This window comes from Kitasatospora sp. NPDC038210 (assembly GCF_055600605.1).
The window spans coordinates 120,699-141,691 of sequence record NZ_JBVJYK010000018.1; the positions used below are offsets into that span (position 1 = coordinate 120,699).

At 74.9% G+C, this 20,993-nt stretch carries 20 protein-coding genes and 1 rRNA gene; 10 read left to right on the forward strand and 11 right to left on the reverse strand.

The window, feature by feature from the left end:
• Positions 1-142: 142 nt before the first annotated feature.
• Together ACZ7KX_RS30845 and ACZ7KX_RS30850 are read right to left on the reverse strand one after the other, a co-directional pair.
• Positions 143-565 carry a hypothetical protein gene (locus ACZ7KX_RS30845; protein WP_470329335.1) on the reverse strand — a complete coding sequence of 141 codons (423 nt, stop codon included), beginning with the start codon at positions 563-565 and terminating at the stop codon, positions 143-145.
• A 149-nt stretch (positions 566-714) separates the two neighbouring features.
• Positions 715-1,728 carry an ArsR/SmtB family transcription factor gene (locus ACZ7KX_RS30850; protein ID WP_470329336.1) on the reverse strand — a complete coding sequence of 338 codons (1,014 nt, stop codon included), beginning with the start codon at positions 1,726-1,728 and terminating at the stop codon, positions 715-717.
• A gap of 314 nt (positions 1,729-2,042) precedes the next feature.
• Between ACZ7KX_RS30850 and ACZ7KX_RS30855 the strand changes: the two genes are divergently transcribed.
• Positions 2,043-2,774: a hypothetical protein gene (locus ACZ7KX_RS30855; RefSeq protein ID WP_470329337.1), complete on the forward strand. Its 732-nt coding sequence runs from the start codon at positions 2,043-2,045 to the stop codon at positions 2,772-2,774.
• Here ACZ7KX_RS30855 and uppS read toward each other — a convergent pair.
• Both uppS and ACZ7KX_RS30865 read right to left on the reverse strand, forming a co-directional pair.
• Complete coding sequence (uppS, locus tag ACZ7KX_RS30860; protein WP_470329338.1) at positions 2,731-4,452, reverse strand: polyprenyl diphosphate synthase; 1,722 nt, start codon at positions 4,450-4,452, stop codon at positions 2,731-2,733. The genes ACZ7KX_RS30855 and uppS overlap by 44 nt on opposite strands.
• 160 nt (positions 4,453-4,612) lie before the next feature.
• Positions 4,613-5,203 (reverse strand): isochorismatase family protein, encoded by a 591-nt coding sequence (locus ACZ7KX_RS30865; protein ID WP_470329339.1) that lies wholly within the window; start codon positions 5,201-5,203, stop codon positions 4,613-4,615.
• A gap of 228 nt (positions 5,204-5,431) precedes the next feature.
• On the opposite strand from ACZ7KX_RS30865, the gene ACZ7KX_RS30870 reads away from it, so the two are divergent.
• The gene (locus tag ACZ7KX_RS30870; RefSeq protein ID WP_470329356.1) at positions 5,432-6,553 is read left to right on the forward strand and encodes a GlxA family transcriptional regulator; all 1,122 of its coding nucleotides are present in this window, start codon (positions 5,432-5,434) and stop codon (positions 6,551-6,553) included.
• On the opposite strand, the gene ACZ7KX_RS30875 is transcribed toward ACZ7KX_RS30870, so the two are convergent.
• Both ACZ7KX_RS30875 and ACZ7KX_RS30880 read right to left on the reverse strand, forming a co-directional pair.
• Positions 6,510-8,054 carry a sensor histidine kinase gene (locus ACZ7KX_RS30875; RefSeq protein ID WP_470329340.1) on the reverse strand — a complete coding sequence of 515 codons (1,545 nt, stop codon included), beginning with the start codon at positions 8,052-8,054 and terminating at the stop codon, positions 6,510-6,512. The genes ACZ7KX_RS30870 and ACZ7KX_RS30875 overlap by 44 nt on opposite strands.
• Positions 8,051-8,767 (reverse strand): response regulator transcription factor, encoded by a 717-nt coding sequence (locus ACZ7KX_RS30880; protein WP_402803032.1) that lies wholly within the window; start codon positions 8,765-8,767, stop codon positions 8,051-8,053. The genes ACZ7KX_RS30875 and ACZ7KX_RS30880 overlap by 4 nt, the downstream gene beginning before the upstream one ends.
• Before the next feature lie 227 nt (positions 8,768-8,994).
• On the opposite strand from ACZ7KX_RS30880, the gene ACZ7KX_RS30885 reads away from it, so the two are divergent.
• The 3 genes from ACZ7KX_RS30885 (at position 8,995) to ACZ7KX_RS30895 (ending at position 11,745) form a co-directional block, all read left to right on the forward strand.
• Positions 8,995-10,386, forward strand: coding sequence for a ferredoxin reductase family protein (locus ACZ7KX_RS30885; protein ID WP_470329341.1), 1,392 nt, complete (start codon positions 8,995-8,997; stop codon positions 10,384-10,386).
• Between the two features lie 102 nt (positions 10,387-10,488).
• Complete coding sequence (locus ACZ7KX_RS30890; RefSeq protein ID WP_470329342.1) at positions 10,489-10,962, forward strand: FMN-binding protein; 474 nt, start codon at positions 10,489-10,491, stop codon at positions 10,960-10,962.
• A gap of 30 nt (positions 10,963-10,992) precedes the next feature.
• Positions 10,993-11,745, forward strand: a complete 753-nt coding sequence (locus ACZ7KX_RS30895; protein WP_470329357.1) for an FAD:protein FMN transferase — start codon at positions 10,993-10,995, stop codon at positions 11,743-11,745.
• Between the two features lie 307 nt (positions 11,746-12,052).
• Here ACZ7KX_RS30895 and ACZ7KX_RS30900 read toward each other — a convergent pair whose 3' ends face one another.
• Positions 12,053-13,078, reverse strand: coding sequence for a hypothetical protein (locus ACZ7KX_RS30900; RefSeq protein ID WP_470329343.1), 1,026 nt, complete (start codon positions 13,076-13,078; stop codon positions 12,053-12,055).
• Positions 13,079-13,467: 389 nt separating this feature from the next.
• Between ACZ7KX_RS30900 and ACZ7KX_RS30905 the strand changes: the two genes are divergently transcribed.
• Both ACZ7KX_RS30905 and ACZ7KX_RS30910 read left to right on the forward strand, forming a co-directional pair.
• Complete coding sequence (locus ACZ7KX_RS30905) at positions 13,468-15,138, forward strand: phytoene desaturase family protein (RefSeq protein WP_470329344.1); 1,671 nt, start codon at positions 13,468-13,470, stop codon at positions 15,136-15,138.
• Positions 15,139-15,247: 109 nt separating this feature from the next.
• Positions 15,248-15,862: a TIGR03086 family metal-binding protein gene (locus ACZ7KX_RS30910; protein ID WP_350521072.1), complete on the forward strand. Its 615-nt coding sequence runs from the start codon at positions 15,248-15,250 to the stop codon at positions 15,860-15,862.
• 163 nt (positions 15,863-16,025) lie between these two features.
• Here the strand turns inward: ACZ7KX_RS30910 and ACZ7KX_RS30915 are convergent, their stop codons facing one another.
• A complete protein-coding gene (locus ACZ7KX_RS30915) occupies positions 16,026-16,487 on the reverse strand; it encodes a hypothetical protein (protein WP_470329345.1) in 462 nt (153 codons plus the stop codon).
• Positions 16,488-16,705: 218 nt separating this feature from the next.
• On the opposite strand from ACZ7KX_RS30915, the gene ACZ7KX_RS30920 reads away from it, so the two are divergent.
• Entirely contained in the window at positions 16,706-17,608 is a 903-nt protein-coding gene (locus ACZ7KX_RS30920) for a nuclease (RefSeq protein ID WP_470329346.1), read from the forward strand.
• A 242-nt stretch (positions 17,609-17,850) separates the two neighbouring features.
• Positions 17,851-18,405, forward strand: coding sequence for a hypothetical protein (locus tag ACZ7KX_RS30925; protein WP_470329347.1), 555 nt, complete (start codon positions 17,851-17,853; stop codon positions 18,403-18,405).
• Here ACZ7KX_RS30925 and ACZ7KX_RS30930 read toward each other — a convergent pair.
• Both ACZ7KX_RS30930 and ACZ7KX_RS30935 read right to left on the reverse strand, forming a co-directional pair.
• Positions 18,402-19,160 (reverse strand): MBL fold metallo-hydrolase, encoded by a 759-nt coding sequence (locus ACZ7KX_RS30930; RefSeq protein WP_470329348.1) that lies wholly within the window; start codon positions 19,158-19,160, stop codon positions 18,402-18,404. The two genes, ACZ7KX_RS30925 and ACZ7KX_RS30930, sit on opposite strands and share 4 nt — an antisense overlap.
• 5 nt (positions 19,161-19,165) lie before the next feature.
• The gene (locus ACZ7KX_RS30935) at positions 19,166-20,149 is read right to left on the reverse strand and encodes a saccharopine dehydrogenase NADP-binding domain-containing protein (RefSeq protein WP_470329349.1); all 984 of its coding nucleotides are present in this window, start codon (positions 20,147-20,149) and stop codon (positions 19,166-19,168) included.
• Between the two features lie 186 nt (positions 20,150-20,335).
• Between ACZ7KX_RS30935 and ACZ7KX_RS30940 the strand changes: the two genes are divergently transcribed.
• On the forward strand, positions 20,336-20,815 hold the full coding sequence (locus ACZ7KX_RS30940; protein ID WP_470329350.1) for a MarR family winged helix-turn-helix transcriptional regulator: 480 nt from the start codon (positions 20,336-20,338) through the stop codon (positions 20,813-20,815).
• 110 nt (positions 20,816-20,925) lie between these two features.
• On the opposite strand, the gene rrf is transcribed toward ACZ7KX_RS30940, so the two are convergent.
• A 5S ribosomal RNA gene (gene rrf, locus ACZ7KX_RS30945) occupies positions 20,926-20,993 on the reverse strand; the annotation flags it as partial.

A 20,993-nucleotide genomic window follows, 5' to 3' on the forward strand; every position in this document is an offset into this window, starting at 1 on the left:
CCGGCAGCGACGGGTGGTGGAGCTGCACACCGTCGCCGTCCCCGCCGGGCAGGCCCGGCCGTGGTGCACAGGAGCGAGCGCCGACGGGGGTCGACGGTCGCGCGCTCGCCGGGGCCCCAGGTCGCCCAGCGTGCGGTGGGCCCTAGAAGACCGCCCAGAGGGCGGTGGCGAAGACCGCCGTGACCCAGGTCCAGAGGACGGAGAGGGCGAGGTGGGCGATGGTCCGGAAGGGGTTGCCGCGCCACAACGCCGGGGAGAAGAAGGCGAACTCGAAGAGCCAGCGCAGGCCCCAGAAGAGGGTTTGACCGGCCAGCAGGGCGGTGCCGAGGCGGGTGCCGGCGAGCAGGTCGGGCGCCAGGCAGAGCGGGAGCAGGCCCAGGAGGGCGCAGACCATGCCGATGAAGAAGAGGTGGGCGTAGGAGACCTGACGGGTGAGCAGGGTGGTGCCGCTCAGGTCGGCGGGCCAGCCGATGGCGCGGGGCAGCACGGCGTGAACCAGGCCGACGGCGGGAAGAGCGGCGCCGACCAGACGCAACTGGGCTTCGAGGGTGAGGAGTTCGGTCATGGTGCGGGCTTTCGGAAGCGGAGTCGGCGCCCTGACCGACGATCCGCCGTCCGGCGGCGGAGTCAGGACGAGGCGGAGTCAGGACGGGACGGCGCGGGGCTCCACGGCGCGGTACCGGTGCGACGCGCTGCGGGTCAGGCGGCCTCGGGTCAGGCGGCCTCGGGTCCGATGACCGGGGGCCCCGTGACCGGGGACGGGATGCGGCCGGCCAGGAGCGCCTCGCCGAGCGGGGTGGGCCGGTGGGTGACGGTGCGGCCGATGCGGTCCTTGGCCGTGAGGCCGGACTCGGCGAGGACGGTGGCGTGCTCGCTGGCGGAGGCGGTGGAGATGTCCAGGCGGGCGGCCAACTCCTTGGTGGAGCACGGCCCGTGGGTGGCGATGGCCTCCAGTGCGGCGGCCCGGGTCTGGCCGAGCAGGGCGGTCAGGGTGCGGCTGGGGGCGGGCGGCCCGGCCTCGGCGCGCAGGGGTCCGCCGATCCGGGCCGGGTAGAGGAGCACCGGCTGCTGCTCCGGGTCCTCGAAGCGGGCGATGACGGGGCGGCGGGGGCCGAACACGCAGGGCTGGAGCAGCAGTCCGCGGCCGTCCAGCCGTACGTCGTGCCGGCACCGGTTGGCCAGCGGGAAGCTGAGCACCGGGCGGCGCCAGCACACCGCCGGATGCAGGGATCCGAGCACCTGGTCCGGCTCGGTGAGCCGGCGACTCCGCCAGTGCTCGGTGGTGACGATGGTCTCGATCTGCCGCCGGTAGGGGTCGATCGCGAGGGTCTGGTAGTCGGCGGTGACGTTGCCGAGCAGCTTCCTGGCCCGGCGGTCGCCGTCGGCGATCCCGCGGGCGAAGGCGCTCAACTGCCGTTCCCCGCTCACCGAACGCAGGTGCTCGCGCAGCGGTGCCTCGGGCGCCTGGGCGGTGGCGCTCTCGGTGGCACCGGGGTCGCGCCGGACGGCGAGGAACTCCGGGATCGCCGTGGCGGTGTAGAGGTCGAAGAGCAGCGCGGTGCGCGGGTTCCAGGAGGCCCGCAGGTGGTCCCGCCAGCTCTGGAAGCGTGGGTCGCGCACGCCGCTCACCAGGGCGTGCACGCTGAGGGACAGCTCCATCGACATGTCCGGACGCTCCGCGACCCGGATCCGGGTCAGGTCGTCCCTACTGAAGTGGATTCGCAGCACGAGCGCGATCGTGCCCCGGGACCGGCACCACCGCAAGACCGTTCGGCGAGAACCGAATCGTTTGCCCGCCGCCCGCTCCCCCGGTCAGGATCGGACTCGTGAACCGCCCTCCCCGCCGGGTGCCCCGGGTGACGGACCGGTCACCCGGCGGGGAGTGGACCCGGGGCGCTCGTACGGGGGCGGAGCCCCGGGTCCACTCCCCGCTCCCCCCGGGCGGGTGGTTTGGGCGGCCGGGGGGACGCCAGGACTCGTCGGTGAACGGATGATCCTTCCCGGGGCCGCGCCGAGCGGCCCGGGAAGGACGGGTACGGGCGATGAGCACGACGCGACGGACGGTGCTGGGTGCGGCACTGACCGCCCCGCTGCTTGGACAGTTCACGGCCACGGCGGCCGGCGCCGCCGACGGTGGCACCGGCGCCGGGCGGGGTGCACGGGTCGGCGCACAGGGCGGCCCGGCCGGGCAGACCCGACGAGCAGCGCAGTCCGGACGGCTGGGCACGGTCACCGAGGGCTGGGTGGAGGTGCGCTGGACGGCCGAGGCGCAGGCCCAACTCGACCGATACAAGGCCGTGGTGGAGGCCATCGCTCCGGCGCGGCTGGTCCGGGACGACCGGGGCACCGCGGTCCGGCTCCCGGTGCGCTCGGCCGAGGGCGACCCCTCCCCGACGGACCTGCCGAAGGCACACGGCGAGGGTGCGTTGGACGGCGGGGTCACCCTGAGCACCTCCGAGGGCACCTTCCGGGTGGTGAACCTGGCCGGTGCGATCGAGGACGGTCTGGCCTCGGGCCGGTGCGAGGTCGGCGGCGCGGACATGGGGCACCGGTCGGCGTTCCGCTGCGGCCTGGCGGAGGGGAAGTTGACGGCGGACCCGGTGCCGGCCGGGCAGCCGATGAAGGTCCGGCTCAGCGAGGTACCGCTGCGCGCCACCCAGGAGGTGCTGGACGCGCTGACCGCGAGCTGCGGCCCGCATCCGGTCACCGTGGACACGGTGCTGGCGTACGTCACGGCCGAGGGGGTGTACACCCCTCCCCCCGCGCGGGCGTGAGGGCCCGGCCGGTCCCGGCCTGGGCGGGCAGCGCGCCGCCGAAGCGGCGTTCGCGGCCCGCGTAGGCCCGGACGGCGTCGCGCAGCCGGGCGAGGTCGAAGTCCGGCCAGGGCGCCGGGTCGAAGAGCAGTTCGGCGTAGGCGAGCTGCCACGGCAGGAAGTTGCTGATCCGCTGCTCGCCGGAGGTGCGGATCAGCAGGTCGACGTCCGGCAGCTCCGGGACGTACAGGTGCCGGGTGAGGTCGGCCTGGCCGATGGCCTCCGGACGGATCGTCCCGGCGGCCGCCTCTGCAGCCAACGCCCTTGCAGCGGTGACGAGTTCCTCCCGGCCGCCGTAGTCGGCGCAGACCGTCAGGGTCAGGGCGTCGTTGTTCGAGGTCAGGTTCTCCACCAGGGCGATCGAGGAGGCGAGCGACCCGTCGATCCGGTCGCGCCGGCCGCACCAGCGGATCCGGACGCCGAGCGCGTGCAGCCCCTCCGTGCTCCGGGTGATGCCGTCCGCGAGGGAGTCGAACAGCGCGGTCAGCTCCTCGGGCGGGCGGCCCCAGTTCTCCGTCGAGAACGCGTAGATGCTCAGGTGTCGGATGCCCAGTCGCAGCGCCGCGTTGACCAGGCGCAGCGCGGCCCGTTGACCGGCGTGGTGGCCGTGCTGGGCGGTCAGTCCGCGGGCCTCGGCCCAGCGCCGGTTGCCGTCCATGATCACCGCGACGTGGGCGGGGACGCGGTCGTGCCCCGGAGGGCGGTCGCGCGCCCGAGGGCAGTCGTGCTCCGGAGGGCGGGCGTGCTCCGGAGGGCAGTCGTACTCCGGAGGGCGGGCGACGCGGCGGTGCGGTGTGGCGCCGTCGGTGGTCAACGGCGCCAGGCCCTCGATCAGGACCCGCGAGCGCAGCAACGTCAGTTCGTCGTATTGCAGTTGGACGCCCAGGAGCAGCGTGTGCAGGAACGGCCGGCACTCCGCCGCCACCAGCCAGGTGGCGGGGACGGCCTCCTCCAGGAGGGTGTGCCAGTGCGATCGCTGGGCCTCCGTCAGCTCGTCCAGGGCCGGGCTCGGCGCGGCGCGCACGAGATCGGTGAGGTCCAGCCCGAGGCGCCGCAGGTCCGCGCGCGGCAGGTGGCAGCGGCCCTGCGCGAGGTCGGCGGGCAGGTCCTGCACGTGATCCGCCAGTTGGCAGGCCTCGCCGAGGGCGGAGAGCGCCGCGGTCGCCCGGGGGCCACGGGCGCCGAGCAGCGGGGCCCAGAGTTCGGTCATCGTCCCCGCGATGCGCCGGATGTGGCGCCGCTGGTCCGCGAAGGTCTCGATGGCGGGCGGGGAGGTGCTGTCGGACTGCATGGCCGCCAGGAACTCCTCGATCAGCGACCGGTCGAGCTCCCACCGCCGCACCGTGTCGACGAACGCCCGGCGCAGCGGATGAGCGCTGCGGCCGGACGCCAGCTCGGCCAGGGTGTCGGTCCGCCATCGCGCGAAGCGGCGCCCGCGCTCCGCGGGTCGGCCCTCGTCGGCGATCCGGTCGGAGCGGCAGCCGAAGGCGTTCACCGCGTCGACGTACGGCCGCAGCCCGCTCGGCAGTACCTCGGTGGCGGCCCGCATCGCCGGCAGGGCGCGGCCCACTTCGGCCGCGCAGGCCCGGTACGACTCCTGCAGCTCGGGCGGGCCCGTGACCGCCGCGCTCTCCGCCATGCCCGCGCCCCGCCCTCCGACCGACACCGTGCTCCGCCTGGTCAACGAGGCAGGCTCGGATCGGTGGCGGACGGGACGACCGGCGGGCGCGGGCGGCAGGCGGGCGCGGGCGGTCCCGCTGCCCTCGGGCCCGCCCGCCGCCCGTCGGCTCACCAGCCGGTCAGCCCAGGTCCGCCGGGGACTCCACCACCACCCCGTACAGGTCTCCGATCGTCGCCAGCGCAGCGCGGTGGACCTGGGCGGCGGTCAGCCCGGTGCCCGCCGACTGCAGCGGCCGGGTCGCACTGGCGGCGGCGACGACGGTCGGGCGGTTGCCGCGCAGGAAGGCACCGGCCGTGGTGAAGGTGACGCACATGTGGGTCATGAATCCGGCGACGACGACGTCCTGGTGGCCGGCCGCGTCGACCAGCTCGCCCAGCTCGGTGCCGACGAAGGCGTCCGGGACCTGCTTGACGACCACGCGCTCGCCCTCGACGGGCGCCACGCTCGGGTGGATCTGCCCGATCTCGGCCCGGACGTCGTACGGGGTGCCCTCGCCGCCGTCGTTGATCACGTGGATGACCGTGGCGCCGGCCGACCGGGCCCGGGCGAGCAGGTCGGCGGCGGCGTCGAGTGCCTGCTGCCAGCCGTCCAGTTCCATGACACCGCGCACGTAGGTGTTCTGGTAGTCGACCAGGATCACGGTCGCACCGGCGAGCGAGGCCGGCTTCTCGTCGAGTCCGTTGAGGGCGCGCAGGGTGGTCGTGGGCACAGCGGTGCCGCCTTTCGTTGTCGGGAAGGGAGTCGGGTTTCGGCAGGTCACGCGTGGTGCGCCCTGCCCGGAAAACGCTACGGGCGGCCCTCGCATGGCGGCAATGCCATCTAACATGCAGATTCCGACATCGAGGGGACCGCCGTGCACACCGAGACCGAGACCCGTGACGGGAACGACACCGGGTCAGCCGCTCCGGTCGGGGCCGACCCCGGCACCGTCCGGCGGCTGATCGTCATCGTCCTCTTCGAGGGCGTCGACCTGCTCGACGTGACCGGCCCGCCCGAGGTGTTCGCGCTGCTCCGGCGGGAGACCGGCGACGCGGCCGGCTACCGGGTCGTCCTCGCCGCCGAGACCATGGCGCCGGTCACCACCGCCGCGGGCGTGCGGATCCTGCCCGACCTCACCTTCGACCGGGCCGCCGAGGGCGGGATCGACACCCTGCTGGTGCCCGGATCGGTCGAGGTGGACGAGCGGAGCCGGGTCCGCGCCGTCACCGACCCGGCGGTGGTCGAGCGGGTCCGGGTGCTGGCCGCCCGCTCGCGCCGGGTGGCCAGCGTCTGCGTCGGCGCGCACCTGCTCGCCGCCGCCGGGCTGCTCAACGGCCGGCGGGCCACGACGCACTGGTCCACGGCCGACCAACTCGCCGACGAGTACCCGGAGATCGAGGTGGACGCCGACCCGATCTTCATCCGCGAGGGCGAGGTCTGGACCGGCGCCGGCATCAGTGCCTGCCTGGACCTCTCGCTCGCCCTGGTCGCCGAGGACTTCGGCGAGGAGTTGGCGCTGCGCGTCGCCCGCCAGCTGGTGATGTACCTCAAGCGCCCGAGCGGCCAGAGCCAGTTCAGCGTCCCGCTGGAGCCGGTCTCGACCACCCGCAGGATCGAGGAGCTGCGCCACCACATCCTGCGCAACCTGTCCGGGCGGCTCACCGTCCCGGACCTCGCCGCCCACGCCCACGTCAGCGAACGGCAGTTGACCCGGATCTTCAAGACGGAGCTGGGCACCACGCCGAGCGCGTACGTCGAGTCGGCCCGGGTCGAACTCGCCCGCCACCAGCTGGAGTCGGGCGACGCCACGCTGGAACGCATCGCCACCGCCTGCGGGTTCGGCACCACCGACACCCTGGTGCGCGCCTTCCGCCGCCGCCTCGGCACCACGCCGACCGACTACCGCCTGCGCTTCCGCACCGGCACCGCGGGCAGGGACACCGGCACGGCCGCCGCAGCGGACGCGACGACTGCCGCGACGACCGTCGCAACGACGGACACTACGACTGCCCCGACGACGTGCACGGCGACGGCCCTCACGGCTCCTGCTCCAGCGAGCCCTGCGGCAACCGGACGGTGAACACCGTACGGCCCGGCCGGCTGGCCGCGTCGACCGTGCCGCCGTGCGCCCGGACCACGGCCCGGACGATCGCCAGCCCGAGCCCGGTCGAGCCGGTGGCCCGCGAGCGGGCGCGGTCGCCCCGGACGAAGCGCTCGAAGACCCGGTCCAGCAGCTCCGGCGCAATGCCCGGGCCGTCGTCCGTCACGCTCAACTCGACCTGACCGCCGACTCGTTCGCGTTCCAGCCGCAGCTCGATCCCGGTGCCGGGCGGGGTGTGGGTCCGGGCGTTGGCCAGCAGGTTGGCCACCGCCTGGCTCAGCCGGTGCTCGTCGCCGCGGACCACGACCGGATCCTCCGGGAGGGCGAGTCGCCAGCGGTGGTCCGGTCCGGCGGCGCGGGCGTCGGCCACGGCGTTGAGGGCGATCCGGGTCAGGTCCACGTCCTCCTCGGCCAGTGGACGGCCGGCGTCCAGGCGGGCGAGCAACAGCAGGTCCTCGACGATCGCCCCCATCCGCAGCGCCTCGGCGTCGATCCGCTCCAGCGAGTGCCGGACCGGCGCCGGCACCTCCCCGGGGTGGCGAAGCGCCAGTTCGGCGTGGCCGCGCACGGTCGCGACCGGGGTGCGCAGCTCGTGGCTGGCATCCGCGGCGAAGCCCCGCAGCCGTTCCTCCACGGCGTGGCGGCGGGCCAGGGCGTCGCCGACGTGGCCGAGCATCCGGTTGAGCGCCGCGCCGACCCGGCCGACCTCCGTGCGCGGATCGTCGTCCGGCACGCGTTCGGCCAGCAGGACCTCGCCACTGGCGAGCGGCATCGCGCTGACCCGCTCGGCCATGCCCACCACCCGCCGCAGCGGGCGCAGCGACCAGCCGACCCAGAGCGCCCCGGCCGTACCGGCGGCCGCGACGGCGATCGCGAAGACGGTCAGTTCCAGGCCCTCCAGCCGCCGGACGGTCTCCTCGGCCGGACGCAGCGGCAGGCCGCTGACCAGCACGTCGCCGTCCCGCCCGGCGACCGCGCGGACCCGGTAGTGGCCCTGGGCCTCGCCGAGGTCGAGGGTGCGGGCCCGGCCGCCGACCGGCAGGGCGGCGAGCGCCCGCTGCTGGGCGGGCGTGAAGGTGATCCGGTCGTCCTCGTCGTCGGGACCGTCCGTGTCGTCGGCATCACCGTCGACCACGCCCGCCGCGGTGACCCGCCCGCCGAGCAGCCGTACGCCGAGGGTGCCCGGGGTCTGCGCCCGGGTGTCGGGGCCGCCGCCCTGCCCGGTGTGCTCCAGGCTGGCGGCGTAGCGGCCGCCGGTCTCGGCGAGCTGCTGGTCGAGGCGGTCGACCAGGAAGTGGCGCAGCGCGGCGGTGGTGGCGAAGCCCACGGCGGCGCAGGTGACGACGAGCAGCACCAGCAGGCCGGCGATCAGGCGGGCGCGCAGGGTCCGGGGGACGGGCCGGAGCCGGCTGCCGCGCGGGCCGGTCGGGGCGGTCGGGCGACGCAGGCGGCGCCGGACGGCCGGACGGCGCGGGCTCATGTCGCGGCCTTGATCAGGTACCCCGCGCCCCGCACCGTGTGGATCATCGGGCTCCGGCCCGCATCCACCTTCTTCCGCAGGTAGCTGATGTACAGCTCGACGATGTGCGCCTGCCCGCCGAAGTCGTACGACCAGACCGCGTCCAGGATCTGGGCCTTGCTGAGCACCTGGCGGGGGTGGCGCATCAGGTGGGCCAGCAGCGCGTACTCGGTCGGGCTGAGTTCGACGGTCTCGCCGCCGCGGGTCACCTCGCGGGCCCGGTCGTCCAGGACGAGGTCGCCGAGCACCAGCGCGTGCGCGGGCGGCCGGTGCGACGCGGCGGGCGGGGCGGCCCGGCGCAGCAGCCCGCGCAGCCGGACGACCACCTCGGCCAGGCTGAACGGCTTGGTCACGTAGTCGTCGCCGCCCGCCGCGATGCCGGCGATCCGCTCCTCGACGGCGTCCCGGGCGGTGAGGAAGAGCACCCGCACCTCGGGCTGCTCGGCGTGGACGCGCCGCAGCACCTCCAGGCCGTCGAGGTCGGGCAGCATCACGTCGAGCACCACGGCGTGCGGGCGCCAGGCCGCGGCGGCCTCGACGGCGGCCAGTCCGGTGGTCGCACCGCGCGCCTGCCAGCCTTCGTAGCGGACGGCGCCGCAGACCACCTCGACCAGATCCGGCTCGTCGTCGACGACCAGGACACGCCACTCCGGGCGGTCGGCGGTGTCGTCCATGCTGCTCCCTCGGACTCGTGCTGGGCGGCGTTCATTCTGCACCGCCGCGATGAGAAAGCCCTGAGACCCCGGAGAACCGTTCGTAGACCAGCACACCCGCCATGACCTGGCCTGATGCTCCTGCGCGGGGGCCTGGGAGGCGGTCCGGTTCAGAGGCGGCTCAGAGCTTGCGGTGCCATCGTGGTCGCCTCGGCGGCACTCGCCGCCGGGCGCTGAGGAGGTTCCCGATGACCACTGCCGCCGCACCGGAGTCGCGGCCCGACCCCCGGCGCGGGCCGCGACCGGCACCCGCCGGCCGGGGGCACCGGGCCGCGCCGCACCCGCCGTTCGCGCTGGAACCGGCCCCCGCGCTCGGCCTGATCACGGTCGGCGCCCTCGGCGTGCTGGCGCTGTGGTGGGTGAGCACCCCGGCGGTCGTCGGCGCGGCGGGCTGGCTGACCGGCGCCGGGCGGATCACCGGACTGCTCGCGGGGTACGCCGCGCCGGTGCTGCTCCTGCTGATGGCGCGGCTGCCGCCGCTGGAGCGCGGGGTCGGCGCGGACCGGCTGGCGCGCTGGCACGCCTTCGGCGGGCGCTGGCTGGTCGCCGCCGTCTCGGTGCACGTGCTCACCGTCGTCTGGGGCTACGCGCTGACCGACGGGCGCGGCCTGATCGGCGAGGGCGTGGAGGTCGTCCTCCACTACCCCGAGATGATCAAGGCGACCCTGGGCACGCTGGCACTGCTCGGCACCGGTGCGGTCTCCGCCCGCGCCGCGCGCCGCCGCCTGTCGTACGAGGCCTGGTACTACCTGCACCTTGCGACGTACCTGGCGGTCGCACTCGCCTTCTCCCACCAGCTGGCCACCGGCGCCGACCTCGGCGGCGGCCCCGGCCGGGCCGCCTGGTACGCGCTCTACTTCGGCACGGCGGCGTTGCTCGGCTGGTACCGGCTGGCCCGCCCGTGGCTGCTCGACCGGCGGCACGGGCTGCGGGTCGCGGAGGTACGGCCGGAGGGCCCCGGCGTGGTGTCGCTGTTCCTGACCGGGCAGCGGCTGGACGAACTCGGCGCCGAGGCGGGCCAGTTCTTCCGCCTCCAGTTCCAGGCGCCCGGCCTGCGCTGGGCCGCCAACCCGTACTCGCTCTCCGCGCCGCCGCACCCGCGGTTCCTGCGCTTCACGGTCAAGGACCTCGGCGGGCACAGTGCCGCGGTCGCCGCCCTGCGTCCGGGCACCAAGGTGCGCGCGGAAGGCCCGTACGGCGCGTTCACCGGGCGGCGGCTGCACCGGCGCCGGGTGCTGCTGCTCGGGGCGGGCGTCGGGATCACCCCGCTGCGTGCCCTGTTCGAGACGCTGCCGGGCGAGCTGACGCTGGTCCAGCGGGCCCGGCGACCGGAGGACGTGCTGTTCCGCACGGAGCTCGCCGACATCGCCCGGCGGCGCGGCGCGACCGTGCACGAGCTGCTCGGCTCCCGGGACCAGGTCGGCGACCTCGGCACCGCGCTCGCCCGGCTCGTCCCGGACCTCGCCGGGCACGACGTCTACCTGTGCGGCCCGGAAGCCCTGACCGAGGAGGCCGTCCGCGCGCTGCGGGCGGCGGGGGTCCGAGCGCGACACATCCACCACGAGAGCTTCTCGCTCTGAGCCCGGCCGCCTCCTGCAGCCTCCTGCCGTCTCCCACCACCTCACCACCGAGCCCGGTCCGGTCCTGCCGGGCCTTCCCGACCCCCGAGGAGCGTCGATTCCATGCGCCGAGCCGTCGTCACCAGCGCCGCCACCGCCGCCGGGGTGGTGCTGCTGCTCTCCCTCAAACCGCACCAGGCGGCCGGGCCGGCCCCGGTGATCGGCTCGGGGTCGGACACCGCCACCGGTTCCGACGTGTCGGAGCCGTCGAACGCGCCCGCGCCGTCGGCCTCCGCAGCCGCGTCCGCTCCCGCCGGCACCACCCGGAAGGTCAGCGGCGACACCGTCAACACCCGCTACGGCCCGGTGCAGGTCCAGGTCACCCTCAACGGCAGCCGGATCACAGCCGTCGACGTGGTCAAGTACCCCACCGCCGAGCGGCGCGACCGCGAGATCAACACCTCCGCCCTGCCCGTCCTCAACCAGGAGGCGATCTCCGCGCAGAGCGCCCGGATCGACGTCGTCAGCGGCGCGACCTACACCAGCGACGGCTACATCCGCTCGCTGCAGAGCGCGCTCGACCGGGCGAAGGGCTGAGACACCGTGCTCCGCCACGCCGAGCCCGTGATGGGCACCGTCTTCTCGATCACCGTCCGCGACCCGGGCCCGGGAACGGCCGCCGTGCTGGAACGGATCACCGAACGGCTGCACCGGATCGACGCGGTGTTCTCCACCTACCGGCCGGACAGCGACATCAGCCGCCTCGGCCGGGGCGAACTGGCCCTGGCCGACTGCGATCCGGACGTCCCCACCGTCCTGGCCGCCTGCCGCGAGACCGCCGCGCAGACCGACGGCTGGTTCAGCGAACGGGCCGGCGGACGGCTCGACCCCAGCGGCTGGGTCAAGGGGTGGGCGGTCGAGGAGGCGGCCGCACTGCTGCGCTCCTCCGGCGCCCGGCAGTACTGCGTCAGCGGCGGCGGGGACGTGCAGACCGGCGGCGGGCCGTGGCGGATCGGCATCGCCGACCCCCGGCAGCCGGGCCTGCTCGCCGCCGTGCTGGCCGGCAGCGACCTCGCCGTGGCCACCTCCGGCACCGCCGAGCGCGGCGCGCACGTCCTCGACCCGCACACCGGCCACCCGGCCACCGGCCTCGCCTCCCTCACCCTGGTCGGCTCCCCCGGCACCGGCATCGCCCGCACCGACGCCTGGGCCACCGCCGCCTTCGCCATGGGCGCCGACCGCGCCCTCCCCTGGGCCGCCCGCCGACCCGGCATCGAGGCACTCGCCGTCCTGCCGGACGGCACCAAGCGCTGGACACCGGGCCTGCCCGGCCACCTCCCCGCGAGCGGGCCGGCGGACTGGCAACCCGCCGCAGTGTGAGCGCCGGGCCGCACTCGTGAGGTGCGCGCATGAGGTGCGCTCATGGGGTGCGCCCATGAGATCCGTTGATGGGGGACGCGCATGAGGTGCGCTCATGCACGCCTGCACCATGCGGAACCCTCATGACCTGGGGCCATGAGCAACTCTCATGAGCCGACGCCATGAGCTCCGCTCATGTGACCGCCCCATGAGGTCCGCTCATCCCCACCCCTCCCGCGAAGCAAGCTCATGGTGAGAGGAGGAAGCCCGGAAGTCCATGAGTCGGCCTCATGGGCCAGGCCCCATGAGACACCCTCATGCCTCGGCCCTACGCCCGCTCCTGCTGCGCCGCCCGCCACGCCTCCCACGCCACCAGTGGCGCCAGGTACGACCAGCGCTGCGAGCCGTCCGGGCAGACGCCGCCCTCGACCAGCTGGGACACCGAGCGGCGGTTGAACGGCACCCAGACGGCCATGTCGTGTTCGAAGGTGCTGTGGCAGGCCTCGCGGCGGCGGTCGATCTCGGCCGCGTCCAGCCGGGCCCGGACGGTGGCGACCAGCGTGTAGCAGGAAGCCGGCTCGCTCCAGCCCAGCCAGGTGATCACCGTCGGCCCGACGTCCGCCGGCAGCAACCCCAACTCCTCCTCCAGCGCCCGGTGGACCAGCGCGTAGAAGTCCTCGGCGGCCCCCGGCTCGTCCCGGTACTTCATGGTCTCGTTGATCCCGACCGTCCACTGCGCCGGGAAGGTCCGGACCGCCAGCGAGCGACGGAGCAGCAACAGTCGGCCCGCACGGTCCCGCACCGCGACGCAGGCGCTCATCATCGTCGGCGGCGCCGTCGCCACGAAGCTCGTCAGCCCCTCGTCCAGCGCCTCGCGCAGCAGCCGTCCCGCCTCCGGATCCTCCCGGCCCAGCCGGGTGGTGGCCATGCACTCCGCGTAGTCGCTCTCGGCGATGCTCACCTCGCACACCCGGGCGGCGCTGTGCTCACCGTGATCGACCGTCAGCCGCGAGACGTACGCCGTGCGGCCCGCCGCCCCGGCGGCCCGCTGGCGCTCCACCTCGTCGGCCCACCCGACCGCGTCCAGCCGGTGCGGGCGCACCACCCGCCCGTCGTACGAGGTCACCAAGGTACCGGGGGTGAGCGGCCGGGACGCCGACCAGGTGATCAGCGGCGCCAGCCCGTCCGCCCGGACGTCGTGCGCCCGCGCGGCCTCCGACAGGCTCGTCCGCCGGACCCGCGGCGCCGGCAGACGCGAACCGATGCGCGAGCCGCCGTACTTGGCGAAGTCGTACACCAGATTGGTCAGCACGCCGAGCAACAGCGCCCCGCCGATCCCCAGCAGCCACTCCACCCGGTTCCCCCACCCTCATGCGCCGCCCGCCCCATTGTGGGGTCGTCGGGCACCCGGGGAAAGACCTTCAGGCAGACCGGCCGCCGCGCCCATCACCACGGTCCGCACGCCGTTCGGCGACGGCCCTCCCCGTGACCGGTCGCGGACGGCGCCCGAGTGGTGGCGCCTCGTGCCTCGCCGGCGGAACGCCGTCATCGCACCGACCCGACCACCCGACCGTCGCCCGGCGCCTCGTCCTCGCCGACCGCCCCACTCCCCGACCAATGCCCTGACCGGCGACCTGACCAGCGACGTGACGAGCGCCCTGACCGACGTCCTGGCCGGCGAGGGGCCCGGCCGGGCCGTGCACCGCTGTTCCGCGCGTCCGCGATGTGGCGTAGCGTGGCCGGATGAACACGAACGCGTCCTCGCGGTACGACGTCGTGATCGTCGGCGGCGGGCACAACGGGCTGGTGGCCGCGGCGTACCTGGCACGGGCCGGGCAGCGGGTGCTGGTGCTGGAGCGGCTGGCCCGGGTGGGCGGGGCGGCGGTGTCCGCGCGGGCGTTCCCCGGGGTGGACGCGCGGCTGTCGCGCTACTCGTACCTGGTGAGCCTGCTGCCGGGGAAGATCGTGCGGGACCTCGGGCTGCGGCTGGAGCTGCGGCGGCGCCGGATCGCCTCGTACACGCCCGTCGAGCGGGACGGCAAGCCGACCGGCCTGCTGGTGGACGCGGGCGATCCCGGCCGGACCCGGGAGTCGTTCCGGGCGCTGACCGGCGGCGACCGGGAGTGGCAGGCCTGGCAGCGCTTCTACGGGATGACCGGGCGGGTCGCCGAGCGGGTGTTCCCGACGCTGACCGAACCGCTGCCCTCCCGCGCGGAGCTGCGCCGACGGGTCGCGGACGAGGACGCCTGGCGGTCGCTGTTCGAGGAGCCGCTGGGTGTGGCGGTGGAGCGGAGCTTCGCGGACGACCTGGTGCGCGGGGTGGTCCTGACGGACGCGCTGATCGGTACCTTCACCCACGCCCACGACCCGTCGCTCCGGCAGAACCGCTGCTTCCTGTACCACGTGATCGGCAACGGCACGGGCGACTGGGACGTGCCGGTGGGCGGGATGGGCGCGGTGACGGGTGCACTCGCCGAGGCGGCGCTGGCGGCCGGGGCCGAGATCCGGACCGGGCACGAGGTCACCGGCGTCGCGGCCGATCGCGACGGCGACGGCCGCGGCGACGCCGAGGTGTCCTACCGGTCCCCGGACCGGGGCGTCGAGGGGACGGTGGCGGCACGCCGGGTGCTGGTGAACGCCGCGCCCGCGGTCCTGGCCCGGCTGCTGGGCGACGAACCGGGGCCCGCACCCGAGGGCGCCCAGCTGAAGGTCAACATGGTGCTGCGCCGACTGCCGCGCCTGCGGGACACCGCCGCCGACCCGCGCGAGGCCTTCGCGGGGACCTTCCACATCGCCGAGGGCTACCGGCAGTTGGCGACCGCGTACACCGAGGCACGGGCCGGCCGGATGCCCTCGGCGCCGCCGTCCGAGATCTACTGCCACACCCTCACCGATCCGTCGATCCTCGGCCCGGAGGCCGTCCGGCAGGGGCTTCAGACGCTGACCCTCTTCGGCCTGCACATGCCCGCCCGCCTGTTCGGCGATCCGGCGGCCAAGGACCGGGCGCTGGCCGCGAGCCTGGCACAGCTGGACGCGGTACTGGCCGAGCCGATCGCGGACTGCCTGGCCACCGACGCCGACGGCCGCCCCTGCGTCGAGGCCAGGACGCCGCCGGAGCTGGAGCGGGAGATCGGCCTGCCGGGCGGCCACATCTTCCACCGCGACCTGTCCTTCCCGTTCCGGGAGGCGTCCTTCCCGGGCCGGGACGGAGGCGAGGACGAGGGCGGGGACCGGGGCCGGTACGAGGACCGCGCCCGCGCTGCGGCGGGCGGTGCCGCGGCCCGCTGGGGCGTGGCGACGGAGCGCCCGAACGTCCTGCTGTGCGGTGCGGGGGCCGTGCGCGGTGGCGGGGTCAGCGGGATCCCGGGGCACAACGCGGCCCGGGCCGTGCTGGAGGAGCTGGGCGGCCGCTGACGGGGAGCCACCGGGCGGGCACCCACGGCGGTCGGCCCCTCGTAAACCTGGCAAGTCACTCCCGGTGGCGGTTTACTGAGAGTGAGCAGGACAGGAGGGAGGCCCTCCGATGGAATGTCCGCATCCTCCCGGTTTCCACGTCGAGGTCCGTGAACACTACGTCGCTGCCGTGGCGGAGGTGACCCGCCTCGTACGGGCCGTTCCGGAAGACGGCTGGACGGCACCCACCCCGTGCCGGGGCTGGGACGTCCACACACTCGTGAACCACCTTGCCGCGCAGCACCTCTGGGTCTGCCAGGCGGTGGCAGGCTACACCCCGGAGGCGATCGGCCGCCGGTTCGAAGGCGACGTGCTGGGCCGCAACCCCGTCGGGGTGTGGACGATGGCCGCCGACACCGCGGTGCGCGCGCTGCACCAGCCGGGCGCGCCGGACCTGCTGGTCCACCTGTCGTACGGGGTGCGCGACGCCGGCGGGTACGCCCGCGAGCTGACCGCCGAGACCGTCGTGCACAGCTGGGACCTGGCCCGGGCCCTGGGCGAGAGCGGCCGGATGCCGCCGGGCGCCGCCGCGTACGCGCTCACCGAGTTCCAGGGCTACCGCAACCTGGCCGGCACCGGCCTGTTCGACCCGCCGGTAGCCGACGCCCCGGCCGCCGACGCCCAGGACCGGCTGCTGGCCCTCACCGGGCGCGACCCGAACTGGTCCTACGACAAGCTGCGCTGACGGCCAGTCAGCCAGGTCGGCCCGCCGGACGGCAGGTCCCCGCGCCCGGATCCGGACGCGGGGACGGCGGCCGTGCCCGCGGGGCCGCCGGGCCCTCGGACCGCCCGAACCCGTCCGCCCCGCCCGACCCGCCGGTCCGCCGGTCCGCCGGCCCCGCGGCCCGTCAGGCGCGGGCGAGCACCCGGGCGCCGAGGCCGTTGCAGCCGCCGGCCGAGTAGGTCGTGGAGCGGAAGCCGGGCGGGATGGGCGAACCCGGGCACGTCCACAGGCCCGCGCGGGCGGTGTTGTGGCACCAGGCGCCGGCACCGTCGCAGCCGACCCGCATGTGACCGGTGATCACGTAGCCCGCCACCACCGGGGAGCCCGAGCAGGTCCAGATCCCGTCATGCGGGAGGCCGTGCTGCCAGGAGCCGATGCCGCCGCAGCCCGCGCCGTCGTGGTCCGTGATGACGTTCCCGGCGTCGACGGGCTGCCCGGAGCAGGCCCACCGGCCCGGGCCGCCCCAGGCGGCCTTGACCTCCGCCGATGACGTGCCGGAGACCGTACCGCCCAGGACGACGGTCGCGACCAGGACGAACGCCGCCGCGGCGGGTCCGATCTCCCGGCCGGCGACGGCGGCCGCCACCCGCCCCTCACGGTGCGTGAGCGCCTCCCTCCGGCGTGACACCACCGCCGGACGGGCGCATGGTGGAGGAAGAGGGCGATGCGGACGGCTGCCGCCGGATTCGCCACCCGGGGTCCCGCCAGGCCAGAGCCCTTCGCATACGGACGGAGCTTCGGCCCCGGTACCACGGCGGTGGCGTCCGGCCCGAGCCGCGTCCGGTCAGATCCGGGAGGCAGACAATGTCCATGGTCCTCATCACCGGCTCGTACCAGGTCCTCCACGACCGACCCGACGGCGACACCGTCCACTTCCTACCGCAGGACCCGGGCTTCTGGTGCGACGTCCCGGGCCGCAACCGGGTCGACCGCGACGAGCACGGCGGCGCCTCGCTGCGGCTGGACGCGATCGACGCCCTGGAGACCCACTACAAGGGCGTCGGGCCGGACTTCGCCCACCAGCCGCTCGGGCTCGGCGCCCACGCCGCCCGCAACGAACTGCTGAAGTGGCTGGGCTTCACCGACGTCGTGCAGGACGACACCGAGAAGGTGACCGCCTCGACGCCGGCCGCCGTCCCGGGCTACATCCTCACCGGCGGCGCCGACGTCTTCCACCGCTGCGTGGCCCTCGTCGGGCGCGGGGACCCACCGAGCGTCGGGGACCCGCCGAAGCCCGCGCGGAGCGGCTTCCGGCTGGACGTCACCGTCGACATGCTGCACGAGACCGTCAACCACCACCTGCTCTCGCGCGGGCTGGTCTACCCCACCTTCTACCAGAGCCTGCCCGACCTCCTACGGGCCGACCTCACCGCCACCGCCCGGCAGGCCCGCACGGCCATGGCCCCCGACAGCGTCTGGCTGCACGACGTGACCACCAGCGGCGCGAAGATCGAGAACCTCGAATCGATCACCGAAGACCTCGTGATGCTCCCGAAGCTCTTCCGCCGCCTCGTCGACTACATCCGGCTCTTCGGCCCCGGACTGGGCTGCCTGCCCGCCTTCCTGGCCGGTGGCGCCGACGAGTTCACCCTCCCCGAGCAGCCCAAGCCGCCCACCGTCGGCCTCCAGCACGTGGTCGAGGTCACCAACGGCGGCACGCTGCGGATGACCCGCCCCATCGAGGACCTGCTGTTCACTGAGAAGTAGCCCGTCCCGCCCGCGAAGTAGCCCGTCCCGCCCGCGGTCCGGGCGTCCGCCCCGGTACGGAGCCGTCGGCGGACGGCTCCGACCGTCACACCGCCTCCCTGCTCCCCCGGCCCAGCGAGGCGGCCGGCAGTCCGGGCGGTGATGCCCCCGAGTCGGTCGGGCCGGCCCGGCCGCATGTCGAAGGCCCATCAGTAGGATCGGGCCGCGACGGGAGTCGCGCCAGGGCCGGGGAGGTTGTCGGGTTGTTCGGGTCGCGGACCGGATTCGGTCTGGAGTTCCACATCGAACGGGACCCGGGGCTGCTGTGTGTCGACGTCTTCGTCGGCGGGCTCCATGTGAACACGTGGGACAACGCGTTCTACCCGCCGCTGCTGGTCAAGAAGCTCAAGGGCGAACTCGGCCGCCACCGCACACCGACCGCTCGGCCGGTCGGCTTCACCACCCCCTCCGCGTCCTTCCTCCTCGCCGAGACCTGGATGTACCGCGACGACGACGGCGCCGGAACCGCCGCCGGGGCCGGGGCGGAACTCGCCCGGTGCGAGTTCCTGGAGTGGGGTGAGTGCACCGACCAGGTGGTGGCGTTGGCGTTCCCCGACGGGGACCGGGTGCACCTGGCCTGCCGGGTGCACGAGGTCGGCGGTGCCGCCCGGGGCGCCGAGCCCCGGCACGAGCCGACGGTGGCGTCGGTGAGCCGGGCGGTCCTCGTCGACACGCTGGAGCGCGCCCTCGTCGTCGCCGAACGCGAGTGGTCCGCCCGGCTCGCCGTCATGAGGGGCCTCGGCGACACCACGCCCTAACGGATCCCGGCGGCCACCGCCAGCCTGGCGGCCTCCGCCAGACCGTCCCGCCAGGGTTCGCCGTGACCCGGCAGAACGGTGCCGATCTCGTGCTCGGCGACCTTCTCCAGCGAGGCCAGCGCCGCCCGGCTGTCCTGGGTGAACGCCCGGCAGATGACGCACGGACCGACGTGGCCGGCGACTTCGTCATTGGTGACGAGGGCGTCGCCGGTGAAGGCGAGGGAGGCGTCCGGGAAGAGGTAGCTGGTGCTGCCGTGCGTGTGGCCCGGGGTGTGCACCGCGAGCGGCAGACCGGGCACGTCGAGCCGGGTGTCCGAGGTGAACGTGCGGAGCTCCCGGACCGCCGGCGTGCGGAGCGCCCCGCCGCGGGCCAGGTGCAGCGGCGCCCGCAGACCGCTCGGGTGGCGGGCCGTGTAGCCGAGGATGGAGCGCTCGGGGCGCCAGACCCGGTTGAGGCTGCGCGGTTCGGTCAGGATCGGTGCGTCGGACCCGTGCACCCAGACGTCGGCCCCGGAGGCCGCCCGGACCCGCTCGGCCAGCCCCACGTGGTCGGGGTGGCCGTGGGTGATCAGGACCGCCGCGATGTCGGTGACCGGCCGGCCGAGCTCACGCAGGGCGCCGACCAGGCCCTCCCAGTGCGCGGGCAGTCCGGCGTCGACCAGCACCAGGGCCGGGCCGGTGTCGACGAGGTAGAAGTTGACCAGGCGGTCACCCAGCCGGTGCACGGTGAGCGTGGAGGACGAGAAGACGGTCATCGGGATCACCGACCCCGGGTGGAGACGGAGCTGACGGTGGCGACGGCGCTGACGGTGGTGGCGGGAAGGGCGGCGATCCGCTCGGTGCCGAGCAGTCGCGCCGCCGTCCGGGCTCCCGGCTGCGGGCCGTCCGACAGCGCGGTCGCGGTCGCGGCGGCCAGGGCCGCGGTGAAGGCGAACCCCTCGCCCGTGCTCAGCTCGGCGACGTGCCGCCGCCCCTCGGCGTCGGTGAGTTCCGCGTAGGCGTGCGAGCGGCCGTCCGCCCCGCCGCCACCGCGCGGTACGGCGTACGCGGTCACCTCGGGCGCACGGCTGGCGTCCCGCGCCGCCTCGACGTCACCGGTCGGCACCGGGATCACTGTCCGGGTGGCGCCGCCGAAGGTGAGCTCGGTGGCACCCTCGCCGAGCGGGGTGCGGACCAGCTCGCCGGCCCGGTAGGTGGTGGCGCCCCCGGCAACGGCCTCGGCGACGGTGGTACGGACGCCCTCCGTGTCGTACGCGCTGGTCGCGGCCGAGGCGACGATCACCCTCGCCGGGTCCCCGGCTGCGTGCCGGAGGAGGGCCAGCACCAGCGCCTCGGTGGCGGCCGGTCCGAAACCGGCCCCGGTGACCAGCGCGACACCGCGCTCGCGGGCCTCGGCGTCCCGGTCGAGCAGAGCGCGCACGGCGGTCCGCTCGTTGGCGAGGTCGAGGTACGCCGTGCCGGCGTCGAGGCAGGCGTCCACCACCTGCGGGGCCAGCCGGGCGAACGGACCGACGGTGTTGACCAGCACCTTTCCCACTCGGGCCGCCACGGCCAGGGAGGCGGGGTCCGCGAGGTCCACGGTCAGGACCGACACCGCGCCGCGGTCGAACGCCGCTGCGGCCGAGGCCAGTCGGGCCGTGTCCCGAGCGGCCAGTGTCACCGTGGCACCCTGCCGGACGAGGTGTCCGGCGATCAGGCTGCCGGTGGTGCCGGTGGCTCCGAGGACGACGAAGTCGGATCGCATGGGTCGTGCTCCTTCCGCCCGAACGGGCTTGCGGTCGATGACGGGACAACAATGACACAACATCGATGATGTGTCATCAATGCTTCGTCATCGATGTTGTGACATTGATGCTGCATCATCGATGCCGTGTCATTGATAGGGTGAAGCCGCACCCGGTCAACCGACCAGCGAGACGAAGGACAGCCCGTGACCGCCGACCACAGCCGCACCGCCCGGGCCCCGCACGACGAACTGCGCTACCTGCTCCTCGCCGCCCAGCGCGAAGGCAGCCGCAGACTCGGGGACGCCCTGCGCCACCTGGGCCTCACCCCCGCCCAGGCCGAGGTACTCGACGTCCTCGCCGGCCACGAGCCGGTCACCCTGGCCGCCCTCGGGCGCCTGCTGGTCTGCGAACAGGGCAGCCCGAGCCGCCTCGTCGACTCCCTGGTCCAGCGCGACCTGGTCAGCCGGATCCCGCACGAGCAGGACCGGCGCGCCGTCCTGATCCAACTCACCGACGCCGGCCGCACCCTGGCCACCCAGCTCGGTGACGCGACCGCCCGCCTCACCACCGAGATGGCCGCCCGGCTGACGGCGGCCGACGTCGAGACGCTGACCACGCTCCTGCACGCCCTGCTCGACGGCACCGACGCCGCCGAGGCCATCCGCAACCGCTACCCGCACTGAGCCCGCGCGGATCCGCCCCCCGGGGGGCGGATCCTGCAGCCGGAAGAAAGTCCCCGGAAACGCGAAGAACCCCCATCCGGAAACCGGATGGGGGTTCTTCAGCAATGATTGTTCGGCGGCGTCCTACTCTCCCACAGGGTCCCCCCTGCAGTACCATCGGCGCTGTGAGGCTTAGCTT